We start from the raw sequence: 24094 nt of genomic DNA on the forward strand, positions 1-24094 counted from the left end.
CTGGAAGAGGGATGAGACCGAGGGAAACCCGGCTTGCACGCCGACCGTCCAGAAGACACTCTGGGCAGAGCCTTGCTAGGCGACTCAGATCCGTCGCCTTCAGGGACTATTCGGAGTGTTAGAGGCCGAGGCCCTGCTTCGGATCAATAAGGCAAACGCGCCAGACGGCGCAGCGCAATCCCCCACTTTGCCTTAATGACGCTTGGAGGCATTCATGTTCTGGGGAATGGCTCAAGATGTGGAACCCGGTGACGTGGTAAACATACTGGGGATTGATCACGTGTTCTATGAAGAAGTGATGCAAACTGGAGGCACACCATCTTGGAACAACAATAACCCTGGAAACATCGTCAGCTCGGGAGAAGCCGAGGCTTACGGCGCATACCAGAGAAAGAGCAACAATACATTCGCTATTTTTCCGAGCGAAGAGCAAGGGTTTGCTGCCATTCGGCGCTTTCTACTGAGGCGCAAAGAGAAGACGATTCTGCAAATGATGCATATCTACGCCCCCAGTGGACACGGTTCAAATAATCCCGAGACCTACGCCCAGAAAATCGCTACGGCCCTCGGCGTTAGTAAGAACACTTCAGTCAGTTCACTGAGCGAAGAACAAGTGACCGATTTTGCCAGGGAGATAAAGCGAATAGAGGGGTGGCGTGAGGGGCAGGCCCACGGTCCGGACGACTTGCCGGATGACATGAGCGAGTGGCTGACCAAATTTCCCACTCGAGCCGAGCGCGAGGCGGCGGATCAGCCGTTTGCTAAGCAAGGATCCCCGAAGGCGGAAGGAATCAAGAACATTCAACGACGCCTGAATGCTCTCGGATGGTCGCCCGCTCTCATCGTCGATGGAATATTCGGGCCCAAAACCGAAGCGGCCGTGAAATGGTTTCAAGCAAAAAATGGACTCTCCGCAGATGGCATCGTAGGCAACAAGACCTGGAAAGAGCTCGCTGAAGCATGACGAGCAGGCCGCAGCTTGCCCGGCAAGAAATGTGAATCAGCTGTCGCTCCTTACCGCGGCCATACGGGCCTGGGATCGGCCGAGGGCAGACAGCTGATCAGTCACCGGGCATCGTGACCACACGCTGAGTGCATCAGAGCTGCGGCGGCAGCCGGAAGGGGCGGGCTGTTACACACCTACGGTTTATCGCTGGTGATTGATTGGCCCATTGCCGACGACTCAGATAGGACGGTGGATGCCATGCCTGGGACGGAAACTGCACGCGAAGAGTTGCGACGGCAAACCGCCGACGCAGCGCGCCGGTACGGGGAGTCGGCCACGGAACGGGAGCGGGTCAAGGAACGGCTGGCAGAAGGGGCACTGTTTCCGGACGCTCCGGAGACCCTTGCCATACGCGCAGAGCGGATCCTTGACCGGGGCGGAGTGTCCTCCTCGGCCGTGGTATCGAGCATCTACGCTGAAACTCTGGGCCTTCCCGAGGCCAATGAGCGGATCATCAACCTGTCCAATGAGCTGCAGTCTTGGAGTTTTCTACCGCGCGGTGCACGGGCTGCTGGCACCGTTGCTCGGATCACCGTGCGTCACGCCGGACGTGAGATCCCCCACGGCACCGGCTTTCTCGTCTCGCCCCGACTGCTGATGACCAACCATCATGTGCTGCCCGACGAAGACTTCACCCGCCGCTGCTTCCTGGAGTTCAACGCCCAAGTCACTATCGATAATGTCCCGGACTCGGTGGTTCGAATGGAGTTTGATCCCGCCACCTTCTTCGCTGCGGACAGGCGTCTGGACTTTGCATTGGTGGGTGTCACCCCGGCGGCGGACGGCCGTCTCCCGGGGGAGGTCTTTGGTTGGAACCGGCTCAGTGCCAAGGTCGGCAATCTAGTGATCGGCGAGCGCGTGAACATCATCGGCCATCCCAACGGCCGCCTCAAGGAAATCGCCCTGCGCGACAACACCCTCCTGGTGCGGCTGGACGACTTCCTCCATTACAAGACCGACACCGAACCCGGCAACTCAGGTTCCCCCGTGTTCAACGACCAGTGGGAAGTAGTTGCCCTGCACCACAGCGGAGTACCGAGAACGGACGCCCAAGGACGTGCACTACGCAAGGACGGCCAGCTCTGGCAGCGCAGCGATGGCGACGAGGCAATCGACTGGATCGCGAACGAAGGCGTCCGCATCAGCTCCATCCTGAAGCACCTGGCCAGAGTAGCTCTCGACCCCGGGCGACGTACCATCCTTGCCCAGATGGGCCCTGACTCCGCACTTGGCCAGGGCATCCTGCCAGGCACAGAGGAGGCTCCGGTACTCCCTCTCCCGGCGCAGGCCGCAGAAACGATGAGTCAGCGCGGCACGCCTATTCCAGAAGCAACCGCCACGACGGTCACTGGCGCGGCCGCTGTGCCCGCCACCAGTCTACGGGCTCGGGGCAGTGCTTCCAGCAGCGGTAAAAGGCAGCTGGTTTTCCTGCACGGCAGGAGCCAACACGGGAAGGACCCTAAGGGGCTTCGTCTTGAGTGGACGGCGGGCCTGAACCATGGACTCACGCGGGCGGGAATGGCCACGGTTGAGCCGGAGGATGTCTGGTTCCCGTATTACGGCGACCGGCTGGCTGCCCTCATGGGGTGGCCGGAGGTCGTCAGCGGTGCCATCGAGTTCGGAGAGCTCACTGCCGCCTCGGCTGCAGAGCTGTTCGCCGCCGAGTCACCGTCCGGTTTCTATGAGCAGGTACTCGTTGATGCGGCGAACAGAGCCGGTATGCCGCAGGACGGTCCTGTGGCTATCGAGGGGTTCGGGAACAATCTGGTGGGTAGGTTCCAGCGGTCTCTCAGCTGGCTGGCAGCCAAGACCGATGTCGACGAGTGGACCATCGCCACTGTCTTCCGAGACGTCAGCCGCTACCTCACCGACCGCAAAGTCCGCGACACAGTGCTGGACACGGTGTTGGAAACAATGCCGACCAGCGGGGAACTGGTGTTGGTCACACACAGCCTCGGCACCGTCGTGGGCGTCGACCTCATAAGCCGGCTTCCGGACGCGCTTGATCTCACCCTGCTGGTGACCGCGGGCAGCCCACTGGGCATGAATGCTGTCAACGAGCATCTCCTCGCCGGCGGGCCCCACCGCCCTGAGAAGGCGCGTCAATGGTGCAACGCCTGGTGCCCGACCGACGCGGTTGCCATCGGCTGTCCGCTTGAGGACCCCCGCTGGGGAGAGGTCACGCAACTGGCCGTCGCCAACGCACGCGATCGAGCCCACAACATCGACGAGTACCTCGCCCACAGGGGCGTCGCTAGCGAGATCGGCGGAGCACTCCATCAGCCGTGACCGACCGCACGCTCGCCTTCGGCGGGGGCCAGCCTCAAACCGCAGGCGTGCGCTCGCGGATCGCGCAGACGTCGCGGGACCCGGCGAGGGCCAGGCACCGACCCTCGCCTCGCCAGTGAACAGCACACTGCTGGCGCATGTCGGACCGTCTTCCACCCGCCAGCACGGCGGGCCGATGCGGCTACGGCACTCATCGCCTGCCTTCGGCCAACACGGCGGCGAGGAGGTCGTCCTGCGGGCAGGCGGGCAGCCGAGGCCCCGTAGCCGGGCCGGTCCAGCGCCAGCACCGTGTACCTCAGTCACGCGCCAAGAGTCAGCAACGATACGTCCGGGTGCGCTTGTCCGTCGAAATAGCCCGCGTTCATACCGCCACCGTGCAGGGCAATGATTACCGCGCGTGGAGCCGTGTGTGAGGGCATTCGCCGGGTGGGCGGAAGCGGGCTGCGCGGCGGGGACATCAACCATGGCAGGCAGTCCTCAAACTCGGGGTGACGGCGCGCAAGCAGCACTGCTGCACCGGCACGCGCAGCACGCTGGCCGGGAAGGTCTGTCCAGTCGCGGGCCGGGCTACGTCCCAGGCCTCGCTGTTCATCCTGCGTGTCGCGACGACCATCGGCCACCCCAGCTACCCACCGCGGTTACTCTCGCCTCCGCGAACATGGAAGTTGTGACGCAACAAGGGCTGCTATGGCACTGAAGAGGCCGCCGAGCCGCTGCTGGCCGGGACCGATGGCACGCCCTGTCCTCCGCCTCGACGGACAACCCGGGAAGGTGCCATCGGTAGCCGTCCGGCCCGGTGTTGCGGCCGGGGCGTGCGCTTGCGATCTTTCCCGGCCCGGCTTTCGCTGGAGTGCACAGTCAGCTTCTGTGGGCCATCCGACCCCGGCCCGGCCAGGTCCAACGGTTGTGTCCGCGGAGGAGTCATGCAGGAGGCGCAGAGCAAGCAACTGCGCAGGCACGCCCCGTGCGTCACCTGTTCTCCCCCGTGCTGGCGGCCTGCGCCACGGTGGCGATCCTGGTCGGCATCCGGTGGCACCGGCCGCGCCCGAGCCGGTCCTGGTATCTGTTCGCCGCAGGCATGGGGCTGTTCACGGTGGCGGACGCCATCTTCGGCGCCTTCCAGGCCTCAGGCACCTCGTGCCGTTCCCCTCACCGGCCGACGTGCTGTATCTAGTGCTGTGACCGCATAGGTTCACCGGGTTGGCGGTCATGGCGGTTGGATGTGCGGTGACCCGATCCGACCGCTGGAGGCGCGGTGACCGAGCCTGTCTGTGTGCGCAGACTGACTGACCAGGAGGGGCAGACACTGCAGCAGATCGTGCGTCGCGGCAGCACCAACTCGGTGCGCTACCGGCGCGCGATGATGCTGCTGGCCTCCGCCGGCGGCAACCGGGTGCCGGGGATTGCCCAGCTGATGCAGGCCGACGAGGACACCGTCCGGGATGTGATCCACCGGTTCAACGAGATCGGCCTGGCCTGCCTGGACCCTCGGTGGGCGGGAGGCCGTCCCCGCCTGCTCAACCGTGACGACGAAGACTTCGTCGTCCGGACGGCCACCACCCGCCCCGCCAAGCTCGGCCAGCCCTTTACCCGCTGGTCGCTGCGCAAACTCGTCGCCTACCTGCGGAAAGTGCACGGCCGGGTCATCCGGATCGGCCGCGAGGCATTACGCGGTCTGCTCGCGCGCCGCGGCGTGACCTTTCAGCGCACCAAGACGTGGAAGGAATCCCCCGACCCGGACCGCGAGACCAAGCTGGACCGGATCGAGGAAGTCCTTGACCGCTTCCCTGACCGGGTGTTCGCCTTCGACGAGTTCGGCCCGCTCGGGATCCGGCCCACCGCAGGCTCAGGCTGGGCCGAACGCAAACGTCCCGACCGGCTGCCCGCCACCTACCACCGCACCCACGGCGTGCGGTACTTCCACGGCTGCTACCCGGTCGGCGACGACACCCTGTGGGGCGTCAACCGGCGACGCAAGGGTGCCGGGAGCACGCTCGCCGCGCTGAAGGCGATCCGCGCCGCCCGGCCCGACGGCACCCCGATCTACGTGATCCTGGACAACCTGTCCGCCCACAAGGGCACTGACATCCGCTGCTGGGCCAAGAAACACAAGGTCGAACTGTGCTTCACCCCGACCTACGCCTCGTGGGCCAACCCGATCGAGGCCCACTTCGGACCGCTGAGGCTTCACCATCGCCAACTCCAACCACCCCAACCACACCGCGCAGACCAAGGCTCTGCACGCCTACCTGCGCTGGCGCAACGCCAACTCCCGCCACCGCGACGTCCTGGCCGCCGAGCACAAGGAACGCGCCCGCATCCGAAGCGAGAAAGGCATCCGCTGGGGTGGCCGACCGCTCTCAGCAGCAGCCTGACCAGCCAACCGCGGCCGAACCTCTCCTCTGTGGCGGAAACGCCTGAGCCTATGCCCGGGGTGTGCCGTCCCAGCGCCATGCGGTGAGACGAGGGTGTCCGGGTAGTTCGGCGCGCCCGGTGGCCCACAAGAGGGTGGGCCAGGGATCCGTGGACAACGGTGCGTCCGGAAACAGCCGGGAGAGCACCCGAGAGCACAGATCGGCAGGCGGGCTCCATGCGAGATCGAGTCCTTGTGCCAGGTCGTGCGTGTGCACCAGGGTCTCCACGATCCCCATCGCCGCGAAGCCCTCGGGGTCCGAGACGCCGAAGACGTGGTGAGCGCGAGTCTGCGGAGGCGTCGTGCGCACCATGGCGACCAGCAGCGCGCCGCTCGCTTCCAGGACCTGCAGCAGGCCGGCGGGCCCCGCCTTGCGGTTGGCGTGAATGGCGTTCGCTGGGCCGCCGGGCCGTCGGCTCTCCCATACGAAGGGCACCTCGCCATCCAGGGGCGGTGTTTTGGGGCCCAGTTGCGCAGCGTAGGCGAAGAGGTCGTCGCTGAGGTGCTCGACGGTTTCCCAGCAGTCCCATTCCAGCGAACCGGCCTTGCCTTTCCACGCGGCTGGGGGCGCCTCGCGCAGGACTGCCACAGCAAGCTGCACGGCAAGGTCGAGGTCATCCGCGGTGACGGGGGGCTGGGAGAGGCCAACATCGGCTGATCGGGACATGGCAGGACCGTACCGCGACCGGAAGGAGCCACCCCTCTTATTAATCACCGGCCCACCAACCCGGCGACGTATGCGGTCACAGCACTAGCAGCCTATCCGTAGGGTGCGTTGCGGCAGACATTCCGGTGCCCGCGAGACCTCGCCGACAGGCTCCGGCGCGGCGGCGGGGATGGTGCTGCGCGGGTACGACCGCCGGCGGGAGTACTGGGAGCGGATGCACGGGTGATAGCAGCTGTGGGTCATACGGGTCTGTGCCGTCGCGCCGGCGACGGCACAGACCCACAGCCCAGGGCTTCGGATCGTGCCGTCGGACGCCATCTGCAGAGTTTCCGGATACCCGAAGTGCTGGATCAGGCCCTGTAGTCAGGGCGAAGCTGGCGGCCACGAGAGTCGCCCCGTCTTCAGCGAGGTCGTCGAGGTCGAACGCGCCCGTGCCAACGGGCGGCTTGATAAGCCGCCGAATCTCCTTGTTCAGCCTCGGGCGGGCGGGGCCAAAGCCCGACTCTGCCACCCCCGGCCCCTGCACCGTCGGCGGCCCCGGCCGGGTCTGCCGCGGCGGTGGAGCCGACGCGCAACGCTGTGAGCGCGCCCCGATCCTCGGCTGCGGGCCGCGCCGCCCACCCCTCTCCCTCAACTTCAGCAGGGTGTGGCGAAAGGACGCAGCGGGGATGACAGTGGCCCGACTGCGCCGTACGCCTATGGCGGACCTCGGGTGGAGGCGCTCAGTCTCTAGTGGGTGCGCCGGGAATATGCGCCGTGTCAATCGGGCGCTGGCGGTACACCAGTGGTGGTTTGGCGGCTCGCTGTATGCCAGGCGTGTCAGTTCCAGCTCTGACTCCCTCGAGACCGGGCATCTATGAGTAAATCAGGCGGTCATCATCTATCAGAAACAGAGACGGTGCAACTGGCAAAGTGTCAGCATCCGGGAGCTCGTCCGTTTTTCAGGTGAACCTACCGCCTTTATAGAGATAAGCGCGCGAGACATCTGCCTACGCTCTAATCCGGCACGAGCGAGTAGAAACACGGTGTGCCTGCCCTCTTGGGGCTCGATGGACCGTCGGGGGTTCGCATGAGGCTGGGACAGGCCGGTTGGTGGGGCTCGTTGCACACCGTTCGTATCGGCTGGTCATCGGCGGCATGTGGGTGGGGCAAGACTCTGGGGCTGGCATGCGTGCTTGCCGCCGCAATGAGCGCGAGCGTGACAGCGGTGTTGTTCCTTCCAGTCGGCGTCGGCGTGCCGGCTGCGCATGGTCTGGCCGCCCTGTCGCTGCTTGGGCGTGCCAGGACGGCCGCCGGAAGGGTGCGTCTTCGCCTCGCACTCTTTGCGGGTTCTGTGGCAGCGGGTGGCCTTCACCACCTCGCGGTCAGTCAGCTCCCCTCCTTTCAAGGGGAGCTCGCTGGTGGCCGTCACTTCGACCTCCAGCTGCTGGCGGTCTCAGCAATCGCCATCTGTCTGGTGGTGGCGATTGCCGGGTTGGTGGTCGCGGTGGCGGACGGCGGCACGACGCTGGTCGGACTGCGGCGAATCCTGGACGGATGGATGATCGCCGGCTCCCTGCTCACACTGGGCTGGGTGCTGCTGCTACATCGTGCCGACCAAAGCGGCGATGCCTTCGGGTCCTTGCAGGATCTGGCACGCGTGGTGACGGACATCCTGGTCTTTGGACTTCTGGTGGCACTGCGCTACTCGCTGAAGCGTCCTGAGCGCACAGCGACAACGGTGGGGGCCCTGGCCCTCGTCGCGTTGTCCGCAAGCGACATGCTGCGCATCCTCATGCCGGCCCCCGGCACGTGGTACGGCATTCCTTGCGCAGCAGCCTGCTCGATCACTGGCTTGCTCCTCATCGCTGTTGCCCCATGGCTGGCCGGAGGCACCAGCGTCGTGGACGTCGACCAGCGCACCATGCCCGTTGTCGGGGTCGTGGCCGCTTTCGTGCCCGTGGCCATCTGCGTCGTGGCCTTGACAGCTCACACCATGGTCGGAGGCCGCACCAGCGTGGTTCCGTTGGTCCTGGCAGGTTCGCTGCTTATCGCGCTCGGCATCCGGCAGGGCATCATCCACGCCGACCACCTTCACATCACCCGCGAAGCCACCACCCGGGAAGCGCTCTACCGCACCTTGGTTGACGGCACCCGCGACGTGATCACCATCGTCAGCCTGGAGGGCCGCGTACGCTACGTCAGTCCTGCCGCTCATCAGGTCTTCGGTTACCGGCCTGAGGACCTGATGGGTGCCCGTCTGCCTCTGTACTGCCACCCCGACGACCTGACGCCGCTGATGCAAGCAGTCGAGACGCTGCGGCGGGAAGCCGCATCAGGAATCCGCGGTCCGAGCCGCCGCGTGTCCTGCCGGGTCCGCCACGCCAACGGACGTTGGTGCCACGTCGAGTCGACGGTCAGCCACCACACCGAGGGAATGATTTTCAGCAGTCGCGATGTGACCGACCGGGTCACCCAGCAAGAACTACTCGAGCACTTGGCCTTCCACGACGCGCTCACCGGACTACCCAACCGGGCCCTGTTCGCCGACCGAGTTGCGCATGCCCTGCGCAAGCGAACCACGCGCACAGCCCCACCCGCAGTGCTCTTCATGGACTTGGACGGCTTCAAGGCTGTCAACGACTCGGCCGGACACGCGGTGGGCGACGCTCTCCTGATCCAGGCCGCACGTCGGCTCCAGGCATCCGTACGGGCTGAAGACACCGTGGCCCGACTCGGCGGTGACGAGTTCGCCGCCCTCCTGGAGGGAGAGGCCGGGACACATCCCTCACGTGCCAATGACGTCGCCGAGCGAATCCTGTCTGCCCTGAGGCAGCCATATCAGATCGCAGGGACCAAGGCGCTCGTCTCGGCCTCCATCGGCATGACACTAGCCCTCCCGGGCGTCACACCGGACGAACTCCTCCGCCAAGCCGATGAAGCCATGTACGAGGCCAAGAGAGCAGGCAAAGGCCGCATCCGCATGCACATCCCCCAGCCGCGCCAAACCGGCCACAGTCCGTCACCCGAGGCTAGTCAGACAGCCATTCCCCTCCAGGAGTCAGACGAACCGGCGGCGCGCGGCCTGGGATAGCACCCCTGTACTGCCGGTACCCGAAACCCTGACCCGAGCCACGGCGCCCACCTTGACCGCGGTGAGGCCTGCCGTAGGGGCGGCGGCGAGCAGGATCTGGTGGGTCCTCGGTGCGGTGAGCGGGGCCAGGGCGAGGTGGTCGGCTATGGCGCGGATCTCTGCCCGGCGCTGTGCTCCGGTCATGCCGCCGCCGGACGGTACATGGCCGGTGTCGCGTTCGTGCTGGTGGCGGTTGCGCATGTCTTCGTCCCACAGGGACAGCGCGCGCCGCCGTCGTTCGGCCCGGCTGGCGCCGTCGAGGAGCCACAGGCCGGTGGCGAAGTTCTCCAGGGCGCCGCGCAGCAGCGTCCAGGGACACGTGGGGTCGACCTCTCCGGCCACGGTCAGGCGGCGCAGTGCGTCGGCGTGGGCCAAGCCGGCGGTGTAGGAGGTGCGGATCAGGTGGGAGGCGGCGTACGGGCCCAGTGGTGCGTCGTCGGTGGCGAGGCTGCTGGCCGGGGCGGGGGCGGGCAGTGGCCGGTAGGCGCCGTCGGCGCGGGCCTGCTCGATCTCGGCGAAGAGGGGCAGGAGGTAGGCGCCGTTGAAGGCTTGCGTGCTCATGCCCGCCCACGGTAGGAGCCAAGAGGCTCCAGGGGTAGCTGGTTTGGGCGCTGCCGGGGTGGGGTGTGCTGACGGCGGTGTCCTCCGCCTGCGTCACGGCCGCCTGTTGGCGTTCCCCACCGTGGAGGGTGGTCTGCCAGTAGGGGCTTTGACCTGGTATTTCACGCGAACTTCGACCTGTGGCAAGGAAACTGGCTACGCTGTCCGCTTGTATGCGGGGTGTACCCCGCTACGTCACGGCTGGTAGTCCGAGATTGCCTCGCCCCCTCTGAACGGGCCGGGAGCGCGGACTGCTTCTCATCCTCTCCTCCGCATTCCTCGAAGGCCCCGTTGCCCCACACGGCAACGGGGCCTTCCGCATGCCCGCACACTCCCGGGAGACCGCTCATGGCGCGTATCCGCTTTACCGACCCCGATCTGCAGGCCGTCTACGCCAGCCTCAACCCCCAGGAGGTTGACGGCCCCGCTGACACCGCCGAGGCCATCGCCGCCTGCGAAGGCCTGGATCTCACCGCAGACCTAGCCGCAGTACGCCGAAGCACGGCCCGCTCCGCCGCACCACGGCCGCGCGCGGAGCGCGCGGCCCGACGCGGTGGGGGCCGGCGCTCGCTGGAGTCCTTCGCCTTCACCACGCTCAGCCGCCAGGCACCGCACCTGCGTACGGCCCAGCTGCGCCCCCTGGCACGGGACTGGGCGCAGCTGGGGCTGTGGCCGGAGGAGATGCAAGGATGGATCGGCGCTGTCGGTGTGGACCGCTTTGCCGTCGTCCGGGACTGCATTACGGCAGGGGTCGCCCTGGCCGCGATGGACATCGTCCTGGACGGTGTCCGCGTCAAGCAGCGCCTGCGCGGCGGCGAGCCCACCTTCTCAGTGCTGGCCCGCGCCGCGAGCTGCGGGCGCAGCCTGTCCGTGTAACTCCCGGCCCGGGACGCCGCCCGCGGTGCTGCGACCGTGTGCGCGGACGCCAGCGCCACGCCTGGACGCTGGCCGCGCTCGCCGACCGGATCGGCGCCCTGGCTCTGTGCACCGTGCCGCACGGGAAGTCGGCGCGCCCGGGCACATCCTCATGACGCCCCTCCCGCCGGGGCGTCCCCGGCCGCTGGGCATGGCGGTCTGTGGTGATGTCCACTGGGCGTGCATGTACGGTCGTCGAGGTGAATGCAGATGCTGGTCTGGCCCCCCGTCGGTTCGGCGTTCCGAAGCAGATCGTGGACGAGGGTGCACGCACTCTGCGCCACGCTTGCACGTCCCTGGAGACATTCGTCGGGAGTCTCACCGAGGGAGACTCGGCCGAGGGGATGTCACCTGCCGATGCCGACTGGGTCAGCTCCTCGCATCACCGGCACCGCACGGCACGCTCCCGGTTGTGGGCCTGGGCGGGCTGGAGCACACATCTCACCCTCGCCAACATCCTCGATCATGTGCAGGCGATCCAGCGGGCGCTGGTGGGCGAGCCAGTGGCGATCTGGTCACTGGTCTCGCTTTCCCGGGTTGTGCAGGAGGGCGCCATCCGCGTGTGTCACCTCTACGCGCCAGGGCTCAGCCCGGAGCAGCGGGCGGTGCGCATCGCGGCTGCCTGGCTCAACGGGGCCCGGCAGCACCAGACTGCGGCTGGCGAGGTCGGCGCTCAGGCGATCCCGGAGGCGGACAGGATCTGGCAGTACGCCGAGCGGACCGTCCAGCGCGCCGGGATGAGTATTGGGCTGGACAGAAGGGGCCGTCCGAGTTCGGCCATGCTGGGCTCTATGGAGGCACCGTTCACGGTGAACCTCACCAACATCGCCGCACGGCGGCCGACGCATCTTCCCGCCTGGTACCGCATATCGTCCGCCGCCTCGCACAGCACGGTGTGGATGGTCGCTCAAGCTTTCGCTTCCGACGAGGACGGCCAGCCGGTCATGCGGGCTGACCCGGAGATCGTCACCGCGGCGGTGCTGGCCACCGCCGGGGGCGTTCGAGGACCTCGTGCAGACGCTGGGCGACTACCACGGCAAAGACCCGCAGCCAGCCTTGCTGACCATCCGCCGACGCACCGTGGCGGTCCTCGACCGTCAGCGAAAGTGGCGGCGGCAAGCGGAGAACGAGGCACGCCTGCTGCACGGCGAGAGCGACATCTGATCCGGCTCACGCGGGGCTGCGCCGGGGACCGCCTGGTGTGCGATTGGTGCCTCAATGCATCGGCAGGGTCACGCAGTACGGGCCCACCCGCGCGCATGGTTGACGGTGGGCGCGCCTGGCGGCTTCCACAGCTGACGGGCTTGTGAACGCCCGGCCGCGCGACGGACGAAGCCCCCCAAACCTTCCGTCGCCGAGGACCGGCCAGAAGCGTCACCGCTCAACGCGCACGTCTGTTTGCCTCTTCACACAGCGCGCACCGCCGGGGGCCGGTCCCGCGCGGAAGACACGCCTCATGCATCCTCCGGCCGCCTTGTTTCTCACCGCCGACCGGCGGCGCAGCACCGGTGAGTTCCATCAGGCCCTGTGGGCCCTGCTGCCCCGGTCCGGACAGCCGTTGTCCGTTCCGGCCGCGCGCCAGATCGAGCAGGCTCGACTGGAGGCCGCGGTCCTTCAGCGGGTGTGCGCGATGGGCGGTCTGAGCGAGCAGCCGGAGCAGGTACGACGCTCTAGGTCAATACATCTAGGGTTCAGCCATGGCCTACACGTCGCTTCACCGCTCCGTCGGCTCACCGCCCGGTCCTGTAACCGCCGAGATGCTCGCCCGAGCCGTATCGATCGGCCTGGGCGAGGCGGAAGATCTTGACTGGAAGCGGGACGCCGACGATGTGAAGAACAACCGGGAGAACGCCAAGGATTTTGCTGCGCTGGCCAACGCACGCGGCGGGCTCGTCGTCACCGGCGTGGCAGAGGACGGCGCCGACCAAGCCAGCGAACTCCTGGGCGTGGAGAATGACCGAGCCAATGGCCTCGTCAACAGTTTCCGACAGGTGGCCAGCTCACTCGTGCGTCCGTTCATCCCCGCTCTCACGGTCTACGCCGTACCGCTGCCCACCGCTCCTGGGCGTTCGGCCGTAGTGGTCGACGTTCCCCGCAGCCCGGAAGCCCCGCACCTGGTGGCCTGGGACAAGGAGTCATGGCGGTATCCGAAACGAGTCGGCACCGAGACGGTCTGGCTGGGCGAATCCGAACTCGAGGCCGCCTACGGACGACGGTTCACTCTGCGACAGGATGCACAGTCTCATCTCCAGCGCCTGCACGACGAACTGCGCCCGCGCCTTCATCAAGAACCGCGCTGGGTGTGGATCACCGTGACCGCAGTACCGTCTGTGCCGGCGCCCCTGGAAGCGGCATCGTCGGTCAGCCCATACGCCGCGGACCCGGTCATGACCGAAATCCGGAAAGCCCTCCCCAGCGGTGAGAGCTTGCTCCGTAAGAAACTGACGAACCTCAATCCCGTGGTGGGGCTGCGACGGTCGATCTTCACCGAACACCATCCGTACACCGGCGAGAGCACCCGCGCCCACATCGAACTCCACCGGGACGGATCCTTCGGTGGTGCACTGAATGCGAGTTCCACCATCCAACACGGCCCCGCACTGCTGCCACAGTTCTCATTGGAAAGCGCTGTGCGTGACCTCGTGACGGCCGCCGCCTTGCATGCCGGCTCTCGTGGAGCGGACGGCACTCTCCAGCTCCGCGCACAGATCGTCAGCAATGGCCCTGTGGCCCTGGCCGACCGGGATGAACCGTACGACGAACAAATCGACGGCAGCCTCACACTCGACTTCAGCATTCCGACGCAGGCTGCCACCTTCGTCACGACCGAGGCCCCCCTCAACGATCTCGTTGCTCTCCCGCAACGTCGCGCCGAAGCCGCGAAGCAACTACTCATGGATCTCACCCACCAGTTCGCCGTCGCGGACCTGCTCCGGCCCTAACACATCAGTCCGGTTGTTACACACGGTCGCATCAGGCATGGCCGCTTCCACGGGCCTGGGCGCGCGGCTGCCGTGCTCCCAGCAGGCGGCACGGGTGCAGAGGTCAGCCGCTTCCACAGGCCGGTGTAGGCGGCGCCGCATCTGGTGCAGTGGGCGAGATAGAGGCGGAATGGGGCTGTGGGCAGAAACGCGGGCACGCCCGGGTGGATGGGTCCTCGATGACGGTAGTCAGGGCGCGCCGGTCGTCTCTGGGACCCGCAGTCCCCGCTGCACTGCCTAGGGCACGCGCGGGGTGCTTACGGTGCGGCGTGCGAGCTGCTCCCGCCGCCCTGCCCCGGAGGGCGGTGGCGGGCCTGCGGGCGTCAGGTGGTGGTGGGCCAGGTCCGCAGCAGAGCGGCGATCTTCCCCGCGGTGCAGGCAGGGTCAAGGAGCAGGTCCTTCAGCGCGGTGGCGTCCTCACGGCCGGGCTTGACGGAGATCCCGGCGGCCTCGAGGTACATGACGCCGGACGCGGCGGCGACGGCCATGTTGGAGCGCTCCAGCCAACGACACCGGCCCAGTGTGTGCACCAGGGCAGCGGCTTTAGCGTAAGGGCCGCCGTAGACGGGCTGCTCGAACAGTTCGGCGCGGTGGCGGGCGACCGCCGAGATGGGAACGCCGTAGTCGTCGGGGGCCGGATCGTGCGCCCCGGCGGCCTCGGCGACCTGCAGGATCCAGGGAACGTCGATGTGCAGTTCCATCAGGCCGCGCGCGCTCCCCTGGGTGCTTCCTGGGCTTGTTCGGCCTCGTCGAAGACCGCCTGGTGTTCGGCCAGGAAGCGGGCGGCCGCATCCACCGCTCGGGCACGCAGGCCGCTGGCATCGTCCTGTACCAGCCTGGCGAGGTAGTCCCCGATACTCAGTCCCAGGTCGGCGGCGCGTTTCTTCGCGAGTTCCGCAACGTCCTCATCCACCCGCGCGCCCAGCTGTGTCTTCGCCATACCGGCATGGTAACAGCTGTTACCGGGATAGAGGGGCGGCCGCCGGACCGGTGGCCTCCTCCGTTCAGTCCCGTCGAAGAGGGCGGGTAACCCCGCGCTCATGACCAGCGTCCAGTCGGCTGCCGGCCCGCTGCTCGGGGCGAGCCCCCGGTCCGGGCCGTGTCACCGCCGGCCCGGGTGGTCGCACGAGCGGCGGGAACGCACAGCCTCCACGGTGTCGGAAAGAGCTCACCTGGCCTGCGCGGTCCGCTCGCAGGTGCGGCGCGAGCGGGGGTGAGCAGGGCGTCGACCAGGCGCTCTTGACCGGCGTCGAGCTGCCTGGCGCGGCGCTTAGACGCGGCCGCCCCCGGCACCTGCGGCGCAAGGGCGCCTGCCGGGGGCTTCCTCCGGGCAGGCGCCCTTGGTGAGAGCCTTCACACTTCGTCGGCATCACAGAACCGACAGGTTCTTCCCGTACCAGAAGGTGCCCTTGACGGAGTTGTTCGGCGCGATGTGCCACGTCTCCAGGCTGTTGGGGATGCGTGAGACCGCGGCGACACCCGACTGCGCGGAGGCCGCACCGGCCGGCGCGATGTCACACGTGCTCCATCTGGGGGCGCCCTCGTACCAGGACGCGCCCTTGAGTGCGCCGTCCGGAGCGACGAACCAGATCTCCATCCCGGCCGGGATGCGTGAGACCGCAGCGAGACCGGACTCCGGCGAGGCTGTACCGGCTGGGGCGACGGGATAGGTGACCCAGTCCTCCATGCCCTCGTACCAGAACGCGCCGTTGATTGCGCCGTCCGGTGCGATGTACCAGGTCTCCATGCTGTTCGGGACACGTGAGACCGCGGCGACACCCGACTGCGGGGATGCCGAGCCGGCTGGCGCAATGGGATCGGGATCCGCGGCCCACTTGTCCATGCCCTCGTACCAGAAGGCGTGCTTCAAGGCGCCGTCCGGCGTGATGTACCAGGTCTCCATGCTGTTCGGGATGCGCGAGACCGCGGCGAGACCCGAGCCCGCTGCGGCCGCGCCCGCCGGCGCGATGGAGTACGTGCCCCAGTCCTCCATGCCCTCGTACCAGAACGCGCCGTTGAGCGCGCCGTCCGGTGCGATGTACCAGGTCTCCATGCTGTTCGGGATGCGCGAGACCGCGGCGAGACCCGAGCCCGCTGCGGCCGCGCCCGCCGGCGCGATGGAGTACGTGCCCCAGTCCGCCATGCCCTCGTACCAGAACGCGCCGTTGAGCGCGCCGTCCGGTGCGATGTACCAGGTCTCCATGCTGTTCGGGATGCGCGAGACCGCGGCGAGACCCGACTGCGCCGAGGCCGCGCCCGCCGGCGCGATGGGATCGGGGTCCGCGGTCCACTTGTCCATGCCCTCGTACCAGTAGGAGTGCTTCAGGGCGCCGTCGGGTGCGATGTACCAGGTCTCCATGCTGTTCGGGATGCGCGAGACCGCGGCGAGACCCGAGCCCGCTGCGGCCGCACCGGCCGGGGCCGCCTCGTAGGTACCCCATTCGGTGTCGTACCGGTAGCCCAGGCGGCTGTGATCGAGCACATGCGCCGGCGTACGGTCCGGCCAGCCCATGAGCGGGTCGTTCACACCGAAACCAGAGCCGCTGGCCATGAACAGCTCGTCGGGATGGGCTGCTTGCCACCGCGCCCACAGCAGGTCGATCCAGGCGTGGTGCAGGAAGAACACTGGATCGCCGGGGGAAGCAGCGCTGGCCATCACGCCGCCGACCCAGCGGTGCGGGGCGTTGTGAATGTCCACTTGCAGCTCGGGCCAGAAGGCGGAGTACGTTGCACGACTCTGGTTGGCCCGCACCTGCTCGACCGACGGCAGGGTATCCGCACCCAGCACCCGCTCGAGTCGCCAGGGGATGTCGAACTGCCCCAGGAAGGCGTTGTTCCAGAGCGGATCTGACGCGCTTTGATCGACCGACGAATCCCAATAGGGAAGCGAGATGTCAGCATGGACCGTGCGTAGTTCGGCCTCGAATCGAAGGATGAATTCCCGGTGCCACGCGAGGAAGTGTGAAGTCCCGTGGATCCCGTGACTGAAATGCTCCGCGTGCATCCTGGCGAACTGGTCGATGACGCCCTCCCTCTTCAGCTCGAAGAGGGCTTGGACGAATCGGTCGCGCTCCTGGTTGGTCAGGCTGCGATAGTTCTTTCGGGTACTCATCTACCGCTCCTCACCACCGAGCTTCGACGCGGCGCGGACCTCGCCCGCCTTGACCTGGTGGTCGATGTACTTCGCGGCCAGGTCGGTAAGGCTGTTGCTCCAGTCGTAGGCGTACTTGTAGAGAAAGTACTGACCGTTGATCAGTTGACCGAACGGAAGCCGCTGGCTGTCGACAATGAGCTCAACCTCCCGTTCGCGGCCACGGAGCTCGATCTGGCGCCCCCTGTAATTCTGGTAGTGATTTGCCATGTCAATCTCCCTTTACTGGTGGGGCGAAATCCCGACAGCGACACGTTTCTCTGCAGAGAAACGAAAGAACTTAGCAGTAGATTGCAGTCGAGATGGGCCGAACGGCCGCCGCCAGTGAGAAATACGCAGTGCGTATTCGCAGGCATTACAACTTTACTGCGGCATGCCTGTAGTCGCATCCGCTGGCGATCGGTTCAGATTTCACTCACCGAGCGAAGGCCGCCTCGACGAAGGCGGGAAAGGCACATCCGAACAACTGGCCAACCTGTCAAAGATTCACGCGTCTACAGGGCTTGCAGGGAATCAAGGTGTTGCTTCCCGTTCTGAAGCTCGTTGGTGTGGTATGCGTATCCCGGACGAGACTTGTGGCCAACTCTCCTTGAAGTTTGCTGTGTTGTTCCCGCATCTGGACGAGCGCCAGCGTCGATTGTTGCTGGCCGCCGAGGCTCGTGTCCTGGGCCACGGCGGTGTTCGGGCCGTCGCCCAGGCGGCCGCGGTGAGCGAGACGACGGTCCGCAAGGGAGTGTTCGAGCTGGGGGCCGGCGAGGCCCCCCGTTGGGGCGGGTTCGGCGACCGGGCGGCGGCCGCAAGCCCGAAGTGTGGCTGCACTGGGACCACAGGACCGTCAAGGAGCGCGGACCCGAGGCGTTGCTGCGCTCCCGCATGGATTTTCTCCTGCTGCTGCCTCACGGACAGCGCGTCGTCCTGGAGGTCGACGGATCCCAGCACTACACCCGCGACCGCGGCCGCACGCCGGATACGGGCAAGTACGCGGACATGGTCGCCGCTGATCGAGATCTCAAGCTCAGGGGGTACGAAGTGTTCCGCTTCGGCCACGACGAACTCAAGTATCTCGATGCCGCCCAGGCCCTTCTGCGGCAGTTCCTCCCGGACATGTTCCGCCGCTTCAAGGTGAGCCGCTGACGCCCTCGGAGTCGGCGCAGGATGCTCCGCACAGGCCAGCGCGCCAGACCGATACCGCCGGGCTCCTCAGGCCAGAGGCAACTGACCGAGTGGCCGGCCCCGATCGGCCTGCGCCTCCAGCAGAGCGGCCACGTCCGGGCCCCGCGTGAAGACGGGACCGTCCCAGTAGGCCGGGACCGCCACGGGCGTCAGGCACACCGCGGTGCCGTGGACGCGTGCGGCGTCGAAGAGTGCCTGCAGCATCTGCACGCCGGCCAGGTCAAGCGCACCGAGACGGGCATGCCACGTCTGGGTCTGCGTGTCGTACGAGGCGATCGGGCGGAGCCTGTCGAGTTGCTCCTGCCATTGAGAATCGGCGGCCGACGCTGTCTGGATGGTGGCCTCCAACACCCATGCAGTCTCAGGGGAGTTCGGCGAACTGGTCATGCAAGAGACGGTAGATGCCGCCACTGACAACCCGCTCGGTCGGGTGAATCCGCATCCTGGACAGAACCCCGGCCGTACACGAACACGTACTGACAGACGTGGACCCGATCCGAAAAGCGCACCTGTCCGAACCCGGCCTGCTCGTCATCGACGTGGCGGGCTTCGACGATGACACCGTCCTCGCCTTCCAGGAGGCGATCGCTCGAACCTGGGGGACCTCGACTGCCGAACACACCACCCGGGATCCCGGCCAGCCCGGGGTGAGGCTGCGGATGTACACCGATCTGCGACAGGTCCTCGAGGAGGCCTCCTCCCCGGAGTCGGAGCCGTCGGCCACGTAGACCGGCGTGGTCCGCCACCACGGGGGGGAGTGGCGGACCCGCCTGCGTCCACGGTGCCACACCCGTCCCAGGTGCGCTCGTAGGTGGGTGAAGTCGCCGCGGGAGAAAGGGGCTCCATCGCCCGGGCGGCGTGAGGTGCGGGCCCGCAGCAGAGCGAGGACGGCGGCCGCATAGGCGCGGGATCGATCCCAGACGGCGAAGTAGTCGGTGTGCAACTGGTCGAACTCCTCGTCCCGGCCGGGCTGGACACGCATGCCGCTGCCACGATCGAGGAGAAGGTTGGCGCGGCGGCTCGCCTCCGAGCTCCGCCGCGGATCGGTGACAGCGATCGCCCGCCGAACGGTGTGCCGTCGGGGATGTGCGCCTCGTACAGGCTGTCGCGGTTGCGGTAGCCCACGCGGCTGGCCTGCAGCAGCCGGGCCTGCTTGGCGACTTCCTGCACCAGCGGGTCGTCCGGGCCGCCGAGTCCGAGCTCCGGTCCGGTCGAGGGGATTGCTCGCCAGACGCCGACGTACGTGGCGTTGACGCTGTTCATCCACCACTGTGGCACGTAGCCACCAGGCAGAATGCGCGGCGGTGGCAGGCGACGGAGTGGGCGCTGTCCGTTCGCGTACCGGGCGAGCAGCTTGCGGGCCGAACGCAGCAGGGCGGCGTCGTGTGCCTTGCTCAGGGCCACAGCGACTCGAAGTTCACGGTCGGCTGCCCGGTACTGGGGGGGGTCTGCACGTAGGCGCGGAGCTGCCGCTGGTACTCGGCGGGTGCGAGGTCATTGCGGTCCGGGCGCTGGCTCCTTCCGGCGCTCCGGCCTCGTCCACGCGGGCCGGGCACTTCAGAGCAGGCGCAGGACGCCGACGACCTTGCCGAGAATCTGCTCCTGATCGCTGGGGATCGGCTGGTAGGCCGGGTTGCGAGGGCATGAGCCACACCTGCCCGGCCTGCCGGCGCAGCACCTTGACGGTGGCCTCGTCCTCCAGGAGCGCGGCGACGAGGCGCGCTCTCCGCTCCGGCTGCCAGTTTCGTGCCCTGCGTTATCGGCGGAGGCCTGCGAGCGGGTCACAGTGACACCTCGCCCGGCATCAGCTGTGCCCGGACGGTCTTGAGCCGGGCGTCCTCGGAGATGAAGCAGCTGAGCCTCGCGCCCAGGAGGCGCGCGTACTTCAGGCCCCTTCCCTTCTCACCGTCGATGGCGGCCTTGCTGAGCGGGACGTCCGGGCGCGGGTCTTGCATATCGATCAGCAGTGCCTCGTCCTCAGTCACGGCCAGGCGCACGGTCATTCGCGCGAGCGCCTCGTCGGCGGGCCGGGCGTGCACGGCGGCGTTGCACGCGAGCCGGGACAGCACCTCGATCGCCGTGACGATGTCACTGGGCCACCTCAGCACGGTCAGGCGCATGCGGTCATCGTCCCGGAGCCGGCGCAGGCTCGCCGGAGTCATGGCGTCGGGTCGGCCTATGCCCGAACGCTGTGCGCGTATTCGAGACCACCGAAGAAGGACGAAGCCCGACGATACGGTGGCCAGGTGGCGAACATCTTTTCTGGTGGCGGCCGGGAGCTGGATTTGTCCAACGGCGGCACCGAGGCGTTTGTTGAGGTGCTGATGCTCGCTGTGTCCGATCTTGCATCCGAGGTCTGGGACCTTCGCTTCGCCGCGCTACTGATCTTGCAGGACCAGAACGTGATGGGCCGTGGTGCGGTCGGCTTCCACCTTGAGGAGGTCGACTGGGGCGCCAGCGAGTCCGAGCGGGCGCGGTCCAAGGACTTCGTACTGCGCGCCACGGCTCTCGCAGCGAGCGGACATCGCTGGAGCGAGTTGGGCTACCATCCGCCCCGCGCGCATGACTACCTGGATCAATTCAGGATCATGGTGGAATATTTCACCCCGCCGGCCGGCAGCGGCCCTTACCACCACTTCCCGGGGCCGGACGGTGCGGCGATGGCATCGTGCACACGTCACCGCATCCTCAGCGGGCTCCCGTATTGGGAAGGGTGCTTCCTGTGTAACCAGCCCAGATAGCTGTTGTGGTCGGGTGGATCCAGCCCCGGTCCCCCTCCGTTGACCTGCGGGCAAGGTGGCCTGGTGGGACTGTACGAGTACCGGATCACGGGGCGGCGCTAGGGCTACAGGGGGCAGTGGCCTGAGAGTACGCCGGGCAACAAGCTCAGCAGGGCCACACGATGCCCTCAAGCCTCACCTCCAGTGACAGCAGGACGGCTCCTCCAGCGAAGGACCGCGGTCAGGCCCCGTGCCCGCGTGCCCCGCAGCGCCGGGCATCTGTCTTACTTCGGGATCCCTCATTTGCATGGGTGTGGGGCGCTTCTTGGCATGGCGTATGGCCGCTCCTCGGGCAGCCAGTCACAGTGAAGTTGGCCTGCGACCGCGAGGAGAACTCTCATGCCGATGCTGCTGATCAAAGGTACCTACAAGATCGTCGGGGCGAGCCCCGACGGGGACTCCGTCCGCTTCTACCCCGATAACCCCGACCAGTGGGACCTCCTACAGGGACGACGGGTACGGCGCAACCGCAGCGGCGGCGCTCAGCTCCGCCTCGACGGCATCGACACCCTGGAGACCCACTACCGCCCGCCCCGCGGTCCCGAGCTGCACCAGCCGGCCCCCTTCGCCGGCCAGGCCGCAGACGAACTGCTGTCCTGGCTGGGCTTCGACGACGTGCAGCGCAACACCCACGGCATCGTCACCGACAGCAGCCCCGCCTCCCGGCCCGGCTACATCCTCACCCGCAGCGCGGACGTTCACGGCCGCTGTGTCGCCCTCGCCGGCCGCGGAACCGACGCTCCCGGCCGCAGCGGCACGCTCCTCACCGTCACCCCGGACCATCTGCGTGAGACGGCCAATCACCATCAGCTCGCCGAAGGCCTAGCCTACCCAACGTTCTACCGCAAGCTGTTCGTCGACCTGCGCAAGGAGATGACTGCGGCAGTGGAGCAGGCCCGGCAGGCCGACAAAGGGCTCTGGCCCAAGGACCAAACCCACAGCGGAGCGAAGGTGGAAGGGATGTCCACCCTCACCGACACCGCGGTACTGCTGCCCAAGCTGTTCCGCCGCCTCGCGGACTACCTCCAGCTCAACGACGGCGACGCTTCGCTGGAAGGCTTCCCCGAGTACCTCGAGCAGCGCGACGATCGGCTGTTCATCCTCTCCACCGGGCAGTGGACCGGCTTCGACACCATCGTCAAGGTCACCAACGGCAACACCGTGCGGCTCACCCGTGATCCCGAGGACCTCGTCTTCGACGAGAAGTAGCCACCCGGCGGCCGCCGCATCCGGGCGGTCTGCACTGCTCTTCCGCTTGCGCTCAGGCACGGCCAACCGCCGCTCCAACACCGCAGTACCTGGACTATTCCGCCGAAGCGGATACCGGTGAGAGAGCGATGCCCCAGGGTGTGGTTACCTCCACCGCCAAGGGGTGGCTCACCGGATGGGCAATGGCATCGGTGCGCGGCGATCGTGTGTCCCAGAAGACGACTTGAGCCAAAGGGGTAGCAGTGGATCGTCCCGTAGAGCACGCTCTCGCGCGCCGCACGTTACTGGCCAGCACAGTGGCAGCCAGTGCGGGAATGGTGTGGGGAGGCAGGGGGAAGGCCGTCGCGGGTGGGTGGAGAGAGCCGGTGAAGCAGGCGGCGATGGCCGCCGAGGCGGCGCGTCTGGACTGCGTGCTGATTCAGCTGCGGCGGGACATCCATCGGCACCCTGAGGCTCCGGGGCAGGAACAGCGCACGGCCGCTGTGGTGGCCCGCGAGCTGCGGGCGGCAGGACTGCTCGTCACCACCGGAGTGGGCGGCCACGGAGTCGTCGGGGTTCTGCAGGGCTCGCGTCCAGGCCGGACCGTTGCCTACCGGGCGGACATGGACGCGGTTCCGCCCAAAGACATCGTCGGAGGAGGTCCCGCGCCAGCTCATCTCTGCGGACACGCCGTCCACACCACGGTGAGTATCGGCGTCGCCCGGGTCCTGGCCCGGCTGCGGCGGCAATTGAGCGGAAGGGTCGTTTTCCTTTTCCAGCCTGCGGAGGAGACGCTGTCCGGTGCCCGCGCACTGATCGACTCAGGTGTGCTGGATCGCGAGGACGTCGAGGAAATCCATGCGCTGCACTGCGGACCGTTCCCAGTCGGCCAGTTCGCCGTGACCCCGGGCTACGGGATGCCAGGCCAGGACAAGGCGGAAGTGCCCCTGTCCGGACCGGACGTACTCGATGCCGCGCGGCGCTTGGCTGTCGATGTCAACGCGCTCGCAACCGTGGCCCTACCGCAGACCCCGGCGGACCTGGAGCGGATCATTGCTGAGGCCCAGGCGCCCGACGGGCCGCTGGCCCGGTTCGTAGCCGTCCGGGCAACAGCCCAGGAGGCCAAGGTGAGTGTGTCCTATCGCTGCTGGCCGCAGGAGCGATACGCGGAGGTGCGCGACAACATTCGTCGATTGGCCATGCCATATGCGGGGGCCGGGGTGCGCTTCCCCGCTGAGCCGTTCCCGGCCATGGTCTGCCCAGAACGCGACGCCCGCCTGCTCGTACGCCACCTGCGCCGCACCGTCGGCCAGGACAAGATCACCGAGCTCTGTGCCGCCTTCCCGCCCTTCAGCGGCGAGGACTTCGCCCTCTTCCTGGACCGGATCCCCGGTACGTACACCTTCCTCGGTGTCCATGCCACGGGCACACCCATCACAACGAGCTATCCACACTACCCCGACTTCTCCCCGGATGAGCGCGCCATCGGCGTCGGCGTGCGGGCGATGGCGGGCTGGATCGCGGAGCGCACCCACAGGAGCGCAGGGCCTGCCAGGCGGACCCAGCTAGCGCCGACTGGCTGACCTGCTGGCGATGCCATCACCTTCCCCTCGCTGATCGGCCGACAACAAGCCTCCAGCCCTGCCCGCCTGTCAGCCGCGAAGTCGACCCGTTCGCACGTGGGTTGCGGGGCGGGCCCGGCACCCGTCGGCGCGTTCCCGCGCGACCAGGAGACCGGCAGACGGCGAAGCACTCGGCGAGAAATCACGAGCGGTCCGGGCGACGGCCCCGGCGGCGGGCGCCGTATGAGAGCCGACCC

Annotated in this window: 20 protein-coding genes and 4 pseudogenes; 14 read left to right on the plus strand and 10 right to left on the minus strand. The window is 67.4% G+C overall.

What is annotated here, in order from left to right; all coding sequences use genetic code 11:
* Window positions 1-214: 214 nt before the first annotated feature.
* Both AC07F0_RS36090 and AC07F0_RS36095 read left to right on the plus strand, forming a co-directional pair.
* Window positions 215-964 (plus strand): peptidoglycan-binding protein, encoded by a 750-nt coding sequence (locus tag AC07F0_RS36090; protein WP_478984170.1) that lies wholly within the window; start codon window positions 215-217, stop codon window positions 962-964.
* Between the two features lie 240 nt (window positions 965-1204).
* Window positions 1205-3295 (plus strand): trypsin-like serine peptidase, encoded by a 2091-nt coding sequence (locus tag AC07F0_RS36095; protein ID WP_478984219.1) that lies wholly within the window; start codon window positions 1205-1207, stop codon window positions 3293-3295.
* 227 nt (window positions 3296-3522) lie between these two features.
* Here the strand turns inward: AC07F0_RS36095 and AC07F0_RS36100 are convergent.
* Window positions 3523-3753, minus strand: a pseudogene (locus AC07F0_RS36100) (alpha/beta hydrolase); the annotation flags it as partial.
* Between the two features lie 506 nt (window positions 3754-4259).
* On the opposite strand from AC07F0_RS36100, the gene AC07F0_RS36105 reads away from it, so the two are divergent.
* Both AC07F0_RS36105 and AC07F0_RS36110 read left to right on the plus strand, forming a co-directional pair.
* A complete protein-coding gene (locus tag AC07F0_RS36105; protein WP_478984172.1) occupies window positions 4260-4469 on the plus strand; it encodes a hypothetical protein in 210 nt (69 codons plus the stop codon).
* An 81-nt stretch (window positions 4470-4550) separates the two neighbouring features.
* Window positions 4551-5670 (plus strand): annotated as a pseudogene (locus AC07F0_RS36110) (IS630 family transposase).
* 48 nt (window positions 5671-5718) lie between these two features.
* On the opposite strand, the gene AC07F0_RS36115 reads toward AC07F0_RS36110, so the two are convergent.
* Window positions 5719-6375 (minus strand): maleylpyruvate isomerase N-terminal domain-containing protein, encoded by a 657-nt coding sequence (locus AC07F0_RS36115; RefSeq protein ID WP_478984174.1) that lies wholly within the window; start codon window positions 6373-6375, stop codon window positions 5719-5721.
* A gap of 1198 nt (window positions 6376-7573) precedes the next feature.
* Between AC07F0_RS36115 and AC07F0_RS36120 the strand changes: the two genes are divergently transcribed.
* Window positions 7574-9448 (plus strand): diguanylate cyclase domain-containing protein, encoded by a 1875-nt coding sequence (locus AC07F0_RS36120; protein WP_478984176.1) that lies wholly within the window; start codon window positions 7574-7576, stop codon window positions 9446-9448.
* Here AC07F0_RS36120 and AC07F0_RS36125 read toward each other — a convergent pair.
* Window positions 9416-10048 carry a hypothetical protein gene (locus AC07F0_RS36125; RefSeq protein WP_478984178.1) on the minus strand — a complete coding sequence of 211 codons (633 nt, stop codon included), beginning with the start codon at window positions 10046-10048 and terminating at the stop codon, window positions 9416-9418. The two genes, AC07F0_RS36120 and AC07F0_RS36125, sit on opposite strands and share 33 nt — an antisense overlap.
* A gap of 387 nt (window positions 10049-10435) precedes the next feature.
* On the opposite strand from AC07F0_RS36125, the gene AC07F0_RS36130 reads away from it, so the two are divergent.
* The 3 genes from AC07F0_RS36130 to AC07F0_RS36140 all read left to right on the plus strand — a co-directional run bounded on the left by AC07F0_RS36130 (window position 10436) and on the right by AC07F0_RS36140 (window position 13944).
* Window positions 10436-10963 carry a hypothetical protein gene (locus tag AC07F0_RS36130; RefSeq protein WP_478984180.1) on the plus strand — a complete coding sequence of 176 codons (528 nt, stop codon included), beginning with the start codon at window positions 10436-10438 and terminating at the stop codon, window positions 10961-10963.
* 1050 nt (window positions 10964-12013) lie between these two features.
* Window positions 12014-12166: a hypothetical protein gene (locus AC07F0_RS36135; RefSeq protein WP_478984182.1), complete on the plus strand. Its 153-nt coding sequence runs from the start codon at window positions 12014-12016 to the stop codon at window positions 12164-12166.
* A gap of 533 nt (window positions 12167-12699) precedes the next feature.
* The gene (locus AC07F0_RS36140; RefSeq protein WP_478984183.1) at window positions 12700-13944 is read left to right on the plus strand and encodes an AlbA family DNA-binding domain-containing protein; all 1245 of its coding nucleotides are present in this window, start codon (window positions 12700-12702) and stop codon (window positions 13942-13944) included.
* A gap of 362 nt (window positions 13945-14306) precedes the next feature.
* Here the strand turns inward: AC07F0_RS36140 and AC07F0_RS36145 are convergent, their stop codons facing one another.
* The 4 genes from AC07F0_RS36145 to AC07F0_RS36160 form a co-directional block, all read right to left on the minus strand.
* Complete coding sequence (locus AC07F0_RS36145; RefSeq protein ID WP_478984185.1) at window positions 14307-14684, minus strand: fic family toxin-antitoxin system, toxin component; 378 nt, start codon at window positions 14682-14684, stop codon at window positions 14307-14309.
* Window positions 14684-14923: a hypothetical protein gene (locus AC07F0_RS36150; protein WP_478984187.1), complete on the minus strand. Its 240-nt coding sequence runs from the start codon at window positions 14921-14923 to the stop codon at window positions 14684-14686. The genes AC07F0_RS36145 and AC07F0_RS36150 overlap by 1 nt, the downstream gene beginning before the upstream one ends.
* Window positions 14924-15352: 429 nt before the next feature.
* Window positions 15353-17095 (minus strand): tyrosinase family protein, encoded by a 1743-nt coding sequence (locus AC07F0_RS36155; protein ID WP_478984189.1) that lies wholly within the window; start codon window positions 17093-17095, stop codon window positions 15353-15355.
* Complete coding sequence (locus AC07F0_RS36160; RefSeq protein ID WP_478984190.1) at window positions 17096-17344, minus strand: hypothetical protein; 249 nt, start codon at window positions 17342-17344, stop codon at window positions 17096-17098.
* Between the two features lie 343 nt (window positions 17345-17687).
* Between AC07F0_RS36160 and AC07F0_RS36165 the strand changes: the two are divergent.
* Window positions 17688-17935: pseudogene (locus AC07F0_RS36165) on the plus strand (ISAzo13 family transposase); the annotation flags it as partial.
* A 6-nt stretch (window positions 17936-17941) separates the two neighbouring features.
* A complete protein-coding gene (locus AC07F0_RS36170; RefSeq protein WP_478984226.1) occupies window positions 17942-18268 on the plus strand; it encodes a hypothetical protein in 327 nt (108 codons plus the stop codon).
* A gap of 66 nt (window positions 18269-18334) precedes the next feature.
* On the opposite strand, the gene AC07F0_RS36175 is transcribed toward AC07F0_RS36170, so the two are convergent.
* Window positions 18335-18694 carry a hypothetical protein gene (locus AC07F0_RS36175; protein ID WP_478984192.1) on the minus strand — a complete coding sequence of 120 codons (360 nt, stop codon included), beginning with the start codon at window positions 18692-18694 and terminating at the stop codon, window positions 18335-18337.
* A gap of 98 nt (window positions 18695-18792) precedes the next feature.
* Here AC07F0_RS36175 and AC07F0_RS36180 point away from each other — a divergent pair, with 98 nt between their 5' ends.
* Window positions 18793-19035 carry a DUF6207 family protein gene (locus tag AC07F0_RS36180; RefSeq protein WP_478984194.1) on the plus strand — a complete coding sequence of 81 codons (243 nt, stop codon included), beginning with the start codon at window positions 18793-18795 and terminating at the stop codon, window positions 19033-19035.
* An 829-nt stretch (window positions 19036-19864) separates the two neighbouring features.
* On the opposite strand, the pseudogene AC07F0_RS36185 reads toward AC07F0_RS36180, so the two are convergent.
* Window positions 19865-20024: pseudogene (locus AC07F0_RS36185) on the minus strand (LexA family protein); the annotation flags it as partial.
* A gap of 64 nt (window positions 20025-20088) precedes the next feature.
* Entirely contained in the window at window positions 20089-20427 is a 339-nt protein-coding gene (locus AC07F0_RS36190) for an ATP-binding protein (protein WP_478984196.1), read from the minus strand.
* Window positions 20428-20553: 126 nt separating this feature from the next.
* Here AC07F0_RS36190 and AC07F0_RS36195 point away from each other — a divergent pair, with 126 nt between their 5' ends.
* The 3 genes from AC07F0_RS36195 to AC07F0_RS36205 all read left to right on the plus strand — a co-directional run bounded on the left by AC07F0_RS36195 (window position 20554) and on the right by AC07F0_RS36205 (window position 23858).
* A complete protein-coding gene (locus tag AC07F0_RS36195) occupies window positions 20554-21048 on the plus strand; it encodes a hypothetical protein (RefSeq protein WP_478984197.1) in 495 nt (164 codons plus the stop codon).
* A 378-nt stretch (window positions 21049-21426) separates the two neighbouring features.
* A complete protein-coding gene (locus AC07F0_RS36200; protein ID WP_478984199.1) occupies window positions 21427-22296 on the plus strand; it encodes a nuclease in 870 nt (289 codons plus the stop codon).
* 314 nt (window positions 22297-22610) lie between these two features.
* Entirely contained in the window at window positions 22611-23858 is a 1248-nt protein-coding gene (locus AC07F0_RS36205; RefSeq protein WP_478984220.1) for a M20 metallopeptidase family protein, read from the plus strand.
* The last annotated feature ends 236 nt before the right edge of the window (window positions 23859-24094 follow it).

Source organism: Streptomyces sp. NPDC045955 (genome assembly GCF_056430805.1).